This is a genomic window from Phyllobacterium phragmitis (assembly GCF_002980495.1).
Lineage (GTDB): Bacteria > Pseudomonadota > Alphaproteobacteria > Rhizobiales > Rhizobiaceae > Paramesorhizobium > Paramesorhizobium phragmitis.
Map to the genome: position 1 here is coordinate 50,232 of NZ_PVBR01000011.1, position 13,656 is coordinate 63,887.

Annotated in this window: 9 protein-coding genes; 2 read left to right on the top strand and 7 right to left on the bottom strand. The window is 60.8% G+C overall.

The window, feature by feature from the left end; all coding sequences use genetic code 11:
* Position 1: 1 nt before the first annotated feature.
* From C5748_RS15560 to C5748_RS15580, 5 genes are all read right to left on the bottom strand, one after another.
* Positions 2-2,608: a mechanosensitive ion channel family protein gene (locus C5748_RS15560; protein WP_105742857.1), complete on the bottom strand. Its 2,607-nt coding sequence runs from the start codon at positions 2,606-2,608 to the stop codon at positions 2-4.
* A 141-nt stretch (positions 2,609-2,749) separates the two neighbouring features.
* Positions 2,750-5,758 carry an efflux RND transporter permease subunit gene (locus C5748_RS15565; protein ID WP_425350267.1) on the bottom strand — a complete coding sequence of 1,003 codons (3,009 nt, stop codon included), beginning with the start codon at positions 5,756-5,758 and terminating at the stop codon, positions 2,750-2,752.
* 56 nt (positions 5,759-5,814) lie between these two features.
* Positions 5,815-6,903, bottom strand: a complete 1,089-nt coding sequence (locus C5748_RS15570; RefSeq protein ID WP_105742859.1) for an efflux RND transporter periplasmic adaptor subunit — start codon at positions 6,901-6,903, stop codon at positions 5,815-5,817.
* Positions 6,900-8,033: an efflux RND transporter periplasmic adaptor subunit gene (locus C5748_RS15575; RefSeq protein WP_105742860.1), complete on the bottom strand. Its 1,134-nt coding sequence runs from the start codon at positions 8,031-8,033 to the stop codon at positions 6,900-6,902. The genes C5748_RS15570 and C5748_RS15575 overlap by 4 nt, the downstream gene beginning before the upstream one ends.
* 129 nt (positions 8,034-8,162) lie before the next feature.
* On the bottom strand, positions 8,163-9,422 hold the full coding sequence (locus C5748_RS15580; protein WP_105742861.1) for an FAD-dependent oxidoreductase: 1,260 nt from the start codon (positions 9,420-9,422) through the stop codon (positions 8,163-8,165).
* A gap of 179 nt (positions 9,423-9,601) precedes the next feature.
* On the opposite strand from C5748_RS15580, the gene C5748_RS15585 reads away from it, so the two are divergent.
* On the top strand, positions 9,602-10,744 hold the full coding sequence (locus C5748_RS15585; protein WP_105742862.1) for an alpha-hydroxy acid oxidase: 1,143 nt from the start codon (positions 9,602-9,604) through the stop codon (positions 10,742-10,744).
* Between the two features lie 52 nt (positions 10,745-10,796).
* On the opposite strand, the gene C5748_RS15590 is transcribed toward C5748_RS15585, so the two are convergent.
* Positions 10,797-11,345 (bottom strand): cupin domain-containing protein, encoded by a 549-nt coding sequence (locus tag C5748_RS15590; protein ID WP_105742863.1) that lies wholly within the window; start codon positions 11,343-11,345, stop codon positions 10,797-10,799.
* 149 nt (positions 11,346-11,494) lie between these two features.
* Between C5748_RS15590 and aptA the strand changes: the two genes are divergently transcribed.
* Positions 11,495-12,826, top strand: coding sequence for an omega-aminotransferase AptA (gene aptA, locus C5748_RS15595; RefSeq protein WP_199194805.1), 1,332 nt, complete (start codon positions 11,495-11,497; stop codon positions 12,824-12,826).
* A 15-nt stretch (positions 12,827-12,841) separates the two neighbouring features.
* Here the strand turns inward: aptA and hutC are convergent, their stop codons facing one another.
* The gene (gene hutC / locus C5748_RS15600; protein ID WP_105742864.1) at positions 12,842-13,588 is read right to left on the bottom strand and encodes a histidine utilization transcriptional repressor HutC; all 747 of its coding nucleotides are present in this window, start codon (positions 13,586-13,588) and stop codon (positions 12,842-12,844) included.
* Positions 13,589-13,656: the final 68 nt, after the last annotated feature.

Genomic DNA, 13,656 nt, shown 5'->3' on the forward strand with positions numbered 1-13,656 from the left:
ATCAGCTCGCAGGCTTGCTCCGGAACAGGCTCCAGCGCGACTGATTGGGACGTTTGCCGTTGCCGTTCATTTCCGGCTCAGGCGCATGGGCCTGTATGGAGCCTTCCGGCGGATAGGAGAGCGTATCACTCATCTTCGCCTTGTCCGCTATGGTGAAATCGGGGAACGGAAGCTTTTCCTCACTGCGCCATGCCGCGACCCTCTTTTCCGCTTCCTCGCGTTTTTCCTCATCGATCGGGATATCGTTGCCCCTGTATTCAACCGATGACGGGAATGCGAACTGGACGCCGGCATCGTCCATGACCTTTATTATGCGCAGGAAAATGTCCTCGCGTATGGCGAGAAACTCGGAATGATCTGACGTGCTGATATAGGTGAATATCTCGACATCAAGCGAATATTCGCCAAAATTGACGAAACGGACGCGGCAGGGATCTTCAACGACGCCGGGATGAGCGATCAGCAATTGGCGCAATTCGGCAAGCACGTAGCGCAACTGATCGGCGGTCGTCTCGTAGCGCAATTGCAGCGTAGTGGTGAAACGGATGCGGTCGCGCCTTGCATAGTTCTCGATCTTCATATTGGCGAAATCCGAGTTCGGCACGGAAATCACGGTACGGTCGAGCGAGCGCACCCGCGTGGAACGCATGCCGATATGCTCGACGGTGCCGAGCATATCGTCGAATTTGCAGAAATCGCCGACGCTGACCGGCCTGTCGGCATAGAGCGTCAGGCCTGAGAGAAAGTTCTGCAGCGTCGGCTGTGCGGCAAGCGCCACCGCGAGGCCGCCAATACCGAGTCCCGCCAGCACATGCTGGTAGGGAATGGAGAACACCTTGGCAAGAAGCAGGAAGGCCACCACGATGATCGCGACGCGGGCAACACCGGTGAGCAGCGCAATCAGCGTCTCGTGATAACCGGGCAACACCCAGCGCCCACGATAGCTGTCGGCGATCACGCCGATGAGATGCCAGAGGATCGGAACGGCGCCGATCAGGATCGCCGTCCAGGCCAGGGCCTTGACCGGCGCGGCGACGACGTCGGGCAATCCCAGCATGCGCTCCGCAAGGAGTAGAAACAGGCCGAAAACGATGGCCCGCGTCGACCATTCGAGCACCCGCATGAACGGTGCCGACCGGCTGGACCAACTGCCGGAAACGGCTGAAGTCACGGCGTTCACGAGGAAGCCGCACAAAATGCCGAGCACACCGAAAACGCCGAGCAGCAACCATTGCCAGCGATCGATAGGGCCGGCGCGCTTGAGCAGGTCCGGATTGATCGAACGGGCAAGCGAACGGGCTTTGAAATAAGGATCATCCGATGCGAAAGCCGCGAATTCCGGCGCAACCGGCGTATCCTCGACAGCAGCATAAAGGGCGCGAATATGGTGCAGCGTCTGCGGCGTGAACTGCCAGATCACACCGTCATCGGTTTCGACCGGACCGATGACGATGTTGCCAGCTGGATGCTGAAAAAAGACGAAAGGCGTCTTGCTCTTGGGATCATCTGGGATCTCCTGCCAATAAACATAACCGATCCGGTCGATCACCTTCTTCAGATAGCGACCGAGCAACCGGGCATCGTCATCGCGGACAGCCGCACTGAAATCACGCATGTTGAGCGTGGTATCGGCTGGTAGATCGCTGTTGCCGGAAAAACCGCTGAGCAGCATCTTGAAGGTGTCGCGCGGCGTCCTGAGCTTTGCCGGTTCGGTAACGGCATCCACCGGCTCTCCCCGTGCATTGGCGAGTTCCGTGTTCTTGGCCTGCAGCGCGGCAAGCGGCGGCCCCACGATAAACCACTTATCGCCCTTGCGCCGGAAGGTGATGTCGAATGTCACGTCGGTATCGAACTGACCAAGCTTCGCTGTCACCTCGTCGCCTGAAATCTGCCCGTGCGGGATGTTCCAGAGGCGGAAGGTCAGCTTGTCTATCACTGAAAAAAGCTCATGCACATAGTTGCCGATGTTGAGGCCGCCGCGATCGGCTTCACTGACATCGACGAGACCAGCGGCCTTGCTGACCAACGCCATGCCGCCGCCTGCGCCCCGCGAGATATTATCGGCGCCACTTTCGTTCATCGCCTGCAGGAACGTGCGCATGGTCGTCATCGGGCTCGACTGATCGATCTGTATGCTCTGATATTGCGACGCATCGACGCGAACCCCGGTCCACCATTCCGCTGTGGCATAATCGAAGCGTCCCATGAAGCTCGAACCGTCCTGCGATTGGACAAAGAGAAATTCGCCCTGCCGATCGCCTTCAAACCAGCGGCCGATGAGTTTCTGGCCATCCGCCTTGCCCTCGATACGACCATTGTAGAGCGAATAGCGGCCGGTTACCTTCGTGCCGTTTTGCTCGAATTCGACCTGCGCACCGCCCCCGGTCCACTTCGTATCCCATACGCCCGACCAGTTGGCGGTCGCCTGTGACTGGGCTACCGACACGGAAAAGCCCAGGGCAAGAAGTGAAAAAACCAGTAAAAGAAAAGTGGAACGCCGCGCCAAGAACAGGAATTCCCAAAAACACTCGATCATGCGCATCAAAGGCCCCTCGTGAACTTCGACGCTGCCGCGTCCAACCGATAACCTGATGATATAACAGGCCATGGAACATCCGCCTGGACGACCGCCGTCGCGGTGATATTAGCGAACCTCTCCGTATTTCCTATAACGATAATATATCTTTCCTAACCAGAAGTATCGGATCAAGGAAAGGACGAAAAAAAGCGATACGGAACCTTTATCCTATCACGTCGACAGGCGTTCTTCTGTATTCTTCTCCGGTTCTTTGATGCGGAACCATGCAACGTAAAGCGCGGGAAGGAACAGGAGCGTGATCGCCGTACCGGCGATAATGCCGCCCATCATCGCGTAAGCCATCGGCCCCCAGAACACCTCGCGCGCAATCGGGATCAACGCCAGGCTTGCCGCCGCCGCCGTCAGCGCGATCGGCCGCATGCGATGCTGCGTCGCCTCGATGACCGCGTTCCAGGGATGCACGCCCTCCCCGATCAGGTCCTCGATCTGCACGATGAGGATCACCGAATTGCGGATCAGGATGCCGATCAGCGCCAGGACGCCGAGAATGGCGACGAAGCCGAGTGGCGCGCCGCTTGGCACAAGTGCCGCGACGACACCGATCAGGCCGAGCGGCGCCACGGCAACCACCAGGAAGAGCCGCTGGAAGCTCTGAAGCTGGATCATCAGGATCGTTGCCATGACGAACAGCATCAAAGGCACGACAGCGATGATCGGTCCCTGGCTCTTGGCGCTTTCCTCGACCGTACCGGCAGTCGCAATGGAATAGCCGGCGGGCAACTTTTCGGCAAAGGCCTGGATATCGGGCGCGAGTTCTTCAACGACCGTCGCCGGCATTACGGCATTGTTGATGCCTGCCGCAACCGTGATCGTCGGAATGCGGCCGCGCCGCCAGACCACGGGCTGCTCGAGTTCGTAACGGAAATTGGCGATCGACGCGAGCGGTATGGATTCGCCCGTCCCGGTCGCGATCTGCAGATCCCGCAAGGTTTCGATCGAGCCTCTCTCCTTGGCATCGGCCCGCGCGATCACGCTGACGAGATAGGTCGCGTCGCGGACCTGCGTGATGGTGACGCCGCCGACGACGCTGTTGAGCGTCGTCGCAATGGCCTTGGATGTGACGCCGAATTGCCGGGCCTTGTCCTGCATCACGTCGACCTTGACCACTCGGCCCGGCTCGTTCCAGTCATAGGTCACGATCCCCAGATGGGGATTGGCGCTCATGATTCCGGCCAGGTCCTGCGAAAAGCCGCGCAAGGCCTGGATGTCGGGTCCGCTGATGCGGTATTGCACCGGCCTGCCGACAGGGGGTCCGAGCTCCAGGAGCTTCACATAGGTGTCCGTCCCGACGAAATCCTTCCAGAGCACGGTTTCGAACGCCGCCCTCAGCCGGTTTCGCGCCTCTATACTTTTCGAGACGATGATCATCTGGCCGAAATAGGGATTGGCGGGCTGAACGTCGAAAGTCAGCACGAAACGCACGGCACCCTGGCCGATATAGCTGCTCCAATGCTCGATATCCGGATTGCCCACGAGCATCGTCTGCTCGAAACGCTCCATCTCGGCCTTCGTTTCGGCGATGGAGCTGCTTTCCGGCAGTTTCCAGTCGATGACCAGTTCCGGCCTGTCGGACGAGGGAAAGAACTGCTGTTCGATGAACCGCAGGCCGAAGACGGAAAGCGCGAACACCAGCACGGTGGCGATGATGGTCAGCCGGTGATGGCGAACCGCCAGGCGCAGCACACGCGAAAACACCAGGAAGAACCGGCGCGGCTTTTCCTCGTGATGGGGCATTGTAGCAGGCAGGAACGTCACGCCCAGAAGCGGCGCGAAGAGAACAGCCACGATCCACGACACGATCAGCGAAACCGCGATGACGACAAAGAGCGTAAAGGTATATTCGCCCGCCTGGCTGGAATTGAGGCCGATCGGCATGAAGCCGGCGATCGTCACCAGCGTTCCCGTCAACATGGGAAACGCCGTATGGGTGTAGACATAGGTCGCGGCCTTGTTGAGAGGATCGCCCCTCTCCAGCCGCGCCACCATCATCTCGACGGCGATCATCGCGTCGTCCACCAGCAGCCCGAGCGCGATGATGAGAGCGCCCAGCGAAACGCGCTGCAGCGAAATATCGAGATAGCTCATCGTCAGGAACGTGATGGCGAGCACCAGCGGGATGGAGAGCGACACCACGAAGCCGGCCCGGACCCCGAGGCTGATGAAGCTCACCGCAAGGACGATGGCGACGGCTTCGAAGAGCGCGCGGGTAAAGCCCGACACCGCCTCCTCGACCACCACGGGCTGGTCAGCGACCAGATGCACGCCGACGCCGACTGGCAGCTCCGCCACCACCTTTTTCATCGTCTCGCTCAGCGCCTCGCCGAACTCCAGGAGATTGCCGTTCGGCTTCATGCCGATGGCGAGCCCGATGGCGTCCTGCCCGTTGACGCGGAAAATCGATGTGGGTGGATCGATATAGCCGCGGGTGACGGTCGCCACATCCGTCAGCCGGAAAAACCGGTCGTTCACCCGCAAATTGATGGCGCGAAGGCTGTCTTCGGAGGTGAACTGCCCGTTCACCCGCACGCTCACCCGTTCCGGTCCCGCTTCGACGACGCCTGATGGCGTGATGGCGTTCTGATCCTGGAGGCTCTGCATGATGGCCTGCTCGTCGAGGCCGAGCGCGGCCAGCTGCCGTGTCGAGAACTCCAGATAGATGGCCTCGTCCTGCGCGCCGACCAGGTCGACCTTGCCGGCATTGGGAACGGTCAGGATTTTCGTGCGGGCATCCTCGACATAATCGCGCAATTGCCGCTGCGTCAGCCCGTCGGCGGTGAAGGCGTAGATATTCCCGTAAACATCGCCGAAACGGTCGTTGAAATAGGGACCGAGGACGCCATCGGGAAAAGACGTCCTGATATCGTTCAGCATATTGCGGACGCGCACCCATGTCGCCTCGACATTGCGCCCTTGGGTGGTGGCCTTCAGATTGACGAAAACAATGGTCTTGCCGGCTGTCGTGACACTCCGGGTGAAATCGAGATCGTCGAGTTCTTCGAGCTTCTTCTCGATACGGTCTGTGACCTGGTTGATGGTTTCATCCACCGAGGCGCCCGGCCAGTTAGCCTGCACCAGCATGGTCTTGATGGTGAAGGCCGGATCTTCCTCACGGCCAAGATCGATATAGGAGAACGCGCCGGCAATCAGGAAGACCAGCATGAAATACCAGACGAGCGAGCGGTGGTTCAAGGCCCAGTCGGAGAGATTGAAACCTTTCAACGCTGGATTCCTTCTTGCGCAATCTTGACCTTCTGGCCCGCTTGCAGGCTATGGACGCCTGCCGTCACGACGTAGGTACCCGCAGTGATATTGCCCGCGGTGAAGCTATATGCGTTGCGCGCCACGATGCTCACGTCCTGTGTGCGAACGGTTTGCGTAGCTGGATCGACGACCCACACCGATGTCTTGCCGTTTTCTTCCAGGAGCGCCGAGATGGGCAGGATCACCGAGGGCTGCGTCGGCACATGGCGCGTCGCCGTGATCGTCGCGCCCAGCCGGAAAGCGGCTTGCGGCTTGTCCAGCGTTATGCGGACGCGCCGCGTTCTCGTGGCCGCGTCGGATTGCGGTGCGATCTGCCGGACACGCCCGGCCGTACGAATGGAAGGAGCCGACTGCAGGATGACATTGAATGCCGTTTCAATCGAGATATCCCCGATCAGGCTGTCGGGAATATCGACGACCGCTTCCCGTATGTCGGAACGTGCAACAGTCAACACCGTCTGTCCGGCGCCCACCACCTGCCCCACCTGCGCACTCACCGACGACACGACGCCATTGAAATCCGATCGCAGTTGCGCATAGCCGCGCTGATCCTCGGCCTTGTTCAACGCCGCTTGCGCCTTTTCCACCCCGGCACTCGCTGCATCCCGCGCCTGCAGGGCCGCATCATAGATGGCTTCGGCTATGTTGCCCTGCTGGAGAAGCGTGCGCTGCCGTTCCTCGCTCGCCGAGGCATTGGCGAATTGCGCCTGCGCGCTCGCCAGGTCGGCGCGCGCCGCCTGAACGCCGAGATCGAGCGCGGTCGGATCGATGGTGGCGATCGTCTCCCCCTTCTTGACGAGGTCGCCGACATCCACATCGCGGCTCACGATGCGTCCGAGTACGCGGAAGGCAAGGCTCGTGCTGTAGCGCGGCTCGACAGTCCCGACGAACCCATATGTACGCTGCACCTGTGGCTCCGCCTTCACATAGAGGACTGGGCGGATCGCAACCGCATGCTCCTCGTGCTGTTCGCTGCAACCAGCGATCAGCAGCGCGGCGAGCCCTAAAGACCACCAGCAGCGTGTTCCGGCAATACGCGTCATTGCCCCGTCTCCTCGACGATATCGACCACCTCACCGGCACGAAGCAATTGCGTACCTCTCGTCACGACACGCTGCCCCTCCTCGAGCCCGCTTTCGATGACGACACGCTCACGTTCGTAGGAGAGAATTTTTACCGGGGCGAGCGTCGCGACATTGGCATCCCCCGCGATCACCCAGACCGCGGGCTGCCCCCCGTTGGAAGTGAGCACGCTCCACGGCAGAATTGCCGCGCGCTGAGGCTTCATCCGCATGGAGCCGGTCACCGTCGCGCCAAGCGTCATCTGGGGCGGTGTGTCGGCTATGCTGACCTTGACGCGGACCGTACCGGTCGCCGGGTCGATGGCGGGAGAAACCTCGCGCACCCGCCCCTGCGCTTTGATCAGAGGATTGGAGAGAAGCGTGACGGTGACGACAGGATCGGTCTTGGTATCGGCCACCAGCGTTTCCTGAACGTCGAATACGGCATCTCGTGGCCCGTCCTCGGCAATGGTGAAAACCGTCTCTGTCGCCTGTACGACCTGGCCCACCTCGATATTGCGTGCCGTTACGATCCCCGAAATATTCGCCCGCAGTTCCGTGAACGAAAGCTGGTCACGGGCATTGGCGAGTTGGCTTTTCGCCACTGTCAGCGCGCTTTGTGCGGTACGCAGTACTTCCTGCGCCGCGTCATATTGCCGGCGCGTGGTAAAGCCCTGGGCGAGAAGCGTCTTTTGCCGATCGAATGCCGATGATGCCTGCACGACCTGCGAGTTTGCGGCGTCTACAGAGGCCTGGGCTGTCCGGATATTAACCTGCTGCTCCACCGGATCTATGCGCGCCAGGACGTCCTGCGGCATGACATGCTGTCCGACATCGGCCTCGCGTTCGATGATCTGGCCACCGACCCTGAAGGAAAAATTGGCAAGGGTGCGTGCGGCGATCGCGCCGGTAAGCGAAAGTCCGGGGGCAAATTCTGAGTATTTGACGCGTTCGACGGCAACCGCGACGCTGTCCTCGCCTTTCGCGATATCATCATGCCTGTGACACGCGGAGACTGCAATCGCAAGGATGCCGATACCGGCAAATCGTCTCCAGCCGACCGCCGCCGGATGCCCGCGCGTACCGCCTTCCCTCCGCTTCGTTCCCGCCATTCTTCCCCCTCACTTCTTCCACCGCGGAACTGATATGTCATCTACTGTAAGATGCAATCGCAAATAGTTGCCCCTCGGCAGTTCACCTCCCCATCCTTAACAAACAGCCATATGAAAACCGACAGTTCTTCAAAGGTGAGGCTGCTGCAGTGGCAATTCTATACGTTCGGGTCGGAAGCCCAGGCCGATCAGGCGTCCGGCAACATGCGCCAGCCACGGCCGACGCGCGATCTTCTGCATGACGCCTGAGGTCTGCGTCCGCTCCGCCGCATCTGTCCCACCCCTGCGCCGCCGCTTGCGCATCATCAGTTGCAGACGCTGCGTCGCCCAGGTCGGGAATGACCGGCGGCGCTGCACCCGAGCCAGATGTCTTGCCGTAAGACGCTTCTCCCTCAACGGCCCCGCAAGGATATTGGCAGCGGCCACCGCATCCTGAACGGCAAGATTGACCCCGATGCCGCCGATGGGCGACATCGCGTGCGCGGCATCGCCGATGCACAGGACACCCGGCTTCCACCATTGTTTCAGCCGGTCGACGCGCACGCTCAGGAGATGCACCTGATCCCAATCGGTGATCTCCTCGAAACGCTGCGCAGGAAACGGCGCTGCCTCGGCCAGGAGCTGGCGGAATCTCGGCAGGCCCTGCGCTTTCAGATCATCGAAGGACTGTTTGCGGATGATATAGCCGCACTGCCAATAATCGTCCCGGTCGATCATCACGAAGCCCTGCTTCGGACCGACATGTCCCATCGCCTGGACGGGATCATCAGGCAGATGCGTGAGCTTCATCCACAGGACATCGGTCGGCGTGCCGAAGGACTGGACGGGCATTGCCGCCTTCTGCCTGACGGTGGAATTGCGCCCGTCGGCACCGACGACAAGATCTGCCCTGACGGTGAAAGGTCCCTCCGCCCCGCATGCGACGATGCCTTTTACAGCACCGTCTTCGCGCACGAGATCGTTGATCTCGGCATCCATAATCAGACGAAAATTGGAAAATTCTGCTGCCTTTTCGGCCAGAAAATCGAGGAAATCCCACTGCGGCATGAAGGCGATGAACTTTGCCTTGCAAGGCAGGCGGGAGAAATCGGCGATGGTGACGCTGCGGCCGCCAATTTCCGCATGCAACTGATACGCCTTTTGATGCGGAAGCTGAAGGAACGCCTCCAAGAGTCCGAGTTGATTCATAATTTCGAGCGTCGAGGGATGGATCGTATCGCCCCTGAAATCGCGCAGGAAATCCTCGTGCTTTTCCAGGACGACGACATCGACGCCCGCCCGCGCCAGCAGATATCCGAGCATCAATCCAGCCGGCCCGGCGCCGACGATGCAGCATCTCGTTTCAAGCAAAGGGGCGATCAGATCGGCTGATGGAACTGCGTCGGTCATGATACCTCCTCAGGCTATTCCCGGAGGCCGGAACTGCCGGCTAAAACATGAATTCAAAAGTAATCTTATTGTCGTCCAACACAAGATACGTATAGAAGAATGGCGCTTCGCGAGGCTTGATTCCAGCGCCGCAATCCGCCATGCGGAAAGACGCAACAGAATGCCGGGAAAGGGCGGGGATGACGACGATCAACGAAATTGCAGAACTCAAGGAACTGGCCCGCCGACGCGTTCCGAAGATGTTTTTCGATTATGCCGATTCAGGCGCCTGGACGGAAAGCACCTATCGCGCCAACGAAGACGATTTCAAGAAGATCAAGCTGCGCCAGCGCATCCTGGTCGATATGACCAACCGCTCGCTGGAAAGCACGATGGTCGGGCAGAAGGTTTCGATGCCGGTCGCCCTCGCCCCAACCGGCCTGACCGGCATGCAGCACGCCGATGGCGAAATGCTGGCGGCGAGGGCCGCGGAGGAATTCGGCGTTCCCTTCACCCTTTCCACGATGAGCATCTGCTCCATCGAGGATATCGCTTCCGTCACCACAAAGCCGTTCTGGTTCCAGCTCTATGTCATGCGCGACCGGGATTTCGTGATCAACCTCATCGACCGCGCCAAGGCTGTCGGGTGCTCGGCCCTCGTCCTGACACTCGACCTGCAGATCCTCGGTCAGCGCCACAAGGACCTTCGCAACGGCCTCTCCGCCCCGCCGAAATTCACGCCGAAGCACATCTGGCAGATGGCGACGAGACCGGGCTGGTGCCTCGGCATGCTCGGTACCAAGCGCCGTACATTCCGCAACATCGTCGGCCACGCCAAAGGCGTGGGCGACATTTCCTCGCTTTCCGCCTGGACCGCCGAACAATTCGACCCCAGGCTCAATTGGAGCGATGTCGAATGGATCAAGCAGCGCTGGGGCGGGCCGCTTATCCTCAAAGGTATTCTCGACGTGGAAGACGCAAAGATGGCGGCGCAATCAGGTGCCGACGCGCTCATCGTGTCCAATCATGGCGGACGGCAGCTCGACGGCGCCCCCTCCTCCATCTCGGTCCTGCCCAGGATCGTCGAGGCGGTCGGCGACAAGATCGAGGTGCACATGGATGGCGGCATCCGCTCGGGCCAGGATGTGCTGAAGGCGCTCGCCTATGGCGCCAAGGGCACCTATATCGGCCGTCCGTTCCTCTATGGGCTGGGAGCGATGGGCAAGGAGGGCGTGACGCTCGCCCTCGACATCATCCGCAAGGAACTCGATACCACCATGGCGCTCTGCGGCAAGCGGCGCGCCGTCGATATCGGCCGGGATGTCCTCTACACCGAAAAATGATCGCGGATCATTTCGGTCGAGGGGCTGCGGAGCCAAAACATGGAAACCATCCTCAAAACGTCGGCGGCGTGCAGGCGCTGACGACCTCGCACGGCACGGGCCCGACGCAACGGAAGCGGTGCGGGCGCCTGCTTTCGAAATAATAGGCGTCTCCCGGTCCCAGAATCCGGCGTTCGCTCCCGACCGTTACCTCGATGCGCCCACTGATCACCACGCCGCCCTCCTCGCCTTCATGCACCAGCGGCACCCGGCCCGTATCCGCACCCGGCTCGTAGCGCTCCTTCAATATCTGCAGCGAGCGGGCGAAAAGGTTGTCGCCCACCTGCAGATAGGAAATCTTGCCCTTGCCGATCTCGACGAGTTCGTCCGCCTGATAAAATGCTTTCAGCGGCGCGTCCGGCTCGATCGCGAAGAATTCCGACAGGCCGATGGGGATGCCGTCGAGAATGCGCTTGAGCGCCCCGACCGATGGATTGGTCTGGTTGGATTCAATCAGCGAGATGGTGGAATTGGTCACCCCGGCCCGTTTTGCCAGTTCGCGCTGCGAGAAATTGTGCCGCATGCGGACAAAACGCAGCCTGCCGCCGATATCGATGCCCATGACCGTGCTGCGCTCCGGTGTTGTTGATGTTCGATATACGGTAAATCCCGTGTATGGTATAAGCAATATCAGTTATTTATGAACGGCTAGAAAAGGACTTGTTGCCTCTAAGCGAAGCGTGTCCTCTTCATCGGAAAGGGAGTTCCGCCATGCTGACCAAAGCCAACACGCCGAGCCTTGAGAACTATTGGATGCCGTTTACCGCCAACCGGCAGTTCAAGGCCGCCCCGCGCCTGCTCGCCAGCGCCGAGGGCATGTATTACACCGATGTCGACGGCGGAAAGGTTCTGGATGGAACGGCGGGCCTGTGGTGCGTCAATGCCGGCCATGCCCGCAGGCGCATCGCCGAGGCAGTGGAACGCCAGCTCACAACCATGGACTTCGCCCCCTCCTTCCAGATGGGGCATCCCATCGCCTTCGATTTCGCCGAAAAGCTTGGCCAGCGGGCACCCGGCGGCGCGGACGCCAAGCTTGACCGGATATTCTTCACCGGGTCAGGTTCGGAATCCGTCGATACCGCGCTCAAGATCGCCATCGCCTATCAGCGCGCCATCGGTCAGGGAACGCGCACCCGCGTCATCGGCCGTGAGCGCGGCTATCATGGCGTCGGCTTCGGCGGCATCTCTGTCGGCGGCCTCGTCAATAACCGCCGCGTATTCCCACTGCTCCCTGGCACGGACCATCTGCGCCACACCCACGATCCCGAGCGCAACGCCTTCGTCAAAGGCCTCCCCGCCCATGGCGCGGAACTCGCCGACGATCTGGAACGGCTCGTCGCACTGCATGGTGCCGAGACGATCGCCGCCGTCATCGTCGAGCCCGTCGCCGGATCGACCGGCGTCCTGCTGCCGCCAAAGGGCTATCTGGAACGGCTGCGCGCCATTGCCGACAAGCACGGCATCCTGCTGATCTTCGATGAGGTCATCACCGGCTTCGGTCGCCTCGGTACGCCTTTCGCCGTCGACTATTTCGGCGTCGTCCCCGATCTCGTCACCACCGCCAAGGGGCTCACCAACGGCGCTATCCCAATGGGCGCCGTCTTCGCCAGTCGCAATATCTATGACGCGCTGATGCAGGGGCCGGAAAGCCAGATCGAGCTTTTCCACGGCTACACCTATTCCGGCCATCCCGCGGCCTGCGCGGCGGGACTGGCCACGCTGGAAATCTACGAGGAAGAAGGGCTACTCACGCGCGGCGCGGAACTCGCCCCTTACTGGCAGGACGCGATCCATTCGCTGAAGGGTCTGCCCAACATCATCGACATCCGCACGATCGGCCTCGTGGCCGGCATCGAGCTTGCCTCGCGCGACGGGGCCGCCGGCGCGCGCGCCTACGAGATCTTCACCGATTGCTTCAAAAAAGGCCTGCTCATCCGCGTCACCGGCGACACCATCGCCCTCTCGCCGCCGCTGATCGTCGAGCGGGAGCAGATCGACACGATGGTCTCCATGCTCAGTGAAAGCATCAAGCAAGCAGCGTAAATAGCTTGAAAAGACTCATCCCTGCGCCGGTGTAAATCGGGCAATGAGCGCGTGATTGTCGCCGGAATAGGTCAGCCGCACATGGGTTATCGGCTGGCCGGCATTCCAGGTGCGCCGTTCGACGACGAGGCACGGCGCACCCTCGGGAATGGCCAGCGCTTCCGCCGTTTCATGTTCCGCGGCGACGGCGCGAATGTTGTGCTCGGCATTGCTCCAGGGCACGCGGTCGAGAAGCCAGGGACCGGGAGCGACCTGCCGGAAATCCTCGCCGCTCGCCTCCGGCACGGAACTGAGATTGATGATGCGCTCCTCCAGGCAGAAAGGGCGCGGTCCGGCGAAATGCCGGCATGAAAGATCAAGCAGCGAAGCGTCCGTTCCAACATCCAGACGCTTGCGATCCGACGCACCGGCTTTTCGCTTGCGCATCTTCACCAATTCGTAGCGGTAGGGCAGCCCGAGTTGCTGCACCTCTTCCCGTATATCGTGGATTTCCAGGATCGCAGCCTGCGACTGCGGCTGGGCGACGAAACTGCCGGAGCGCCGCTTACGCTCGATCAGCCCCGCCTTGGCAAGCTGCGTCAGCGCCTTGTTCACCGTCATCCGGGAGCAGCCATACTGCTCGGTCAGCTCATGCTCGAATGGGATGCGGTAGCCGGGCGGCCAATCGCCGGAGAAGATATGCGCCTCGATATCCCCGAGGATGCGTTGATGCAGCGAGGGCGGGCTCTCGCTTCCATTCCGGTCATTGGAATTGTGCACCATTCACCCCGTCCATTCGAATCGACACCTCACTGCAACCCTGGATAGGGTGCATACGCTAGGGTAAAAAT

Coding starts and splice junctions, on each gene's coding strand:
- C5748_RS15565 (WP_425350267.1), bottom strand. CDS start 5,758: ATGCTGGTCTTCCTGATTGCCGGCGCGTTCTCCTATATCGATCTTGGC.
- C5748_RS15580 (WP_105742861.1), bottom strand. CDS start 9,422: ATGACCGACGCAGTTCCATCAGCCGATCTGATCGCCCCTTTGCTTGAA.
- C5748_RS15570 (WP_105742859.1), bottom strand. CDS start 6,903: ATGACGCGTATTGCCGGAACACGCTGCTGGTGGTCTTTAGGGCTCGCC.
- C5748_RS15585 (WP_105742862.1), top strand. CDS start 9,602: ATGACGACGATCAACGAAATTGCAGAACTCAAGGAACTGGCCCGCCGA.
- aptA (WP_199194805.1), top strand. CDS start 11,495: ATGCTGACCAAAGCCAACACGCCGAGCCTTGAGAACTATTGGATGCCG.
- C5748_RS15560 (WP_105742857.1), bottom strand. CDS start 2,608: ATGGCCTGTTATATCATCAGGTTATCGGTTGGACGCGGCAGCGTCGAA.
- C5748_RS15590 (WP_105742863.1), bottom strand. CDS start 11,345: ATGGGCATCGATATCGGCGGCAGGCTGCGTTTTGTCCGCATGCGGCAC.
- C5748_RS15575 (WP_105742860.1), bottom strand. CDS start 8,033: ATGGCGGGAACGAAGCGGAGGGAAGGCGGTACGCGCGGGCATCCGGCG.
- hutC (WP_105742864.1), bottom strand. CDS start 13,588: ATGGTGCACAATTCCAATGACCGGAATGGAAGCGAGAGCCCGCCCTCG.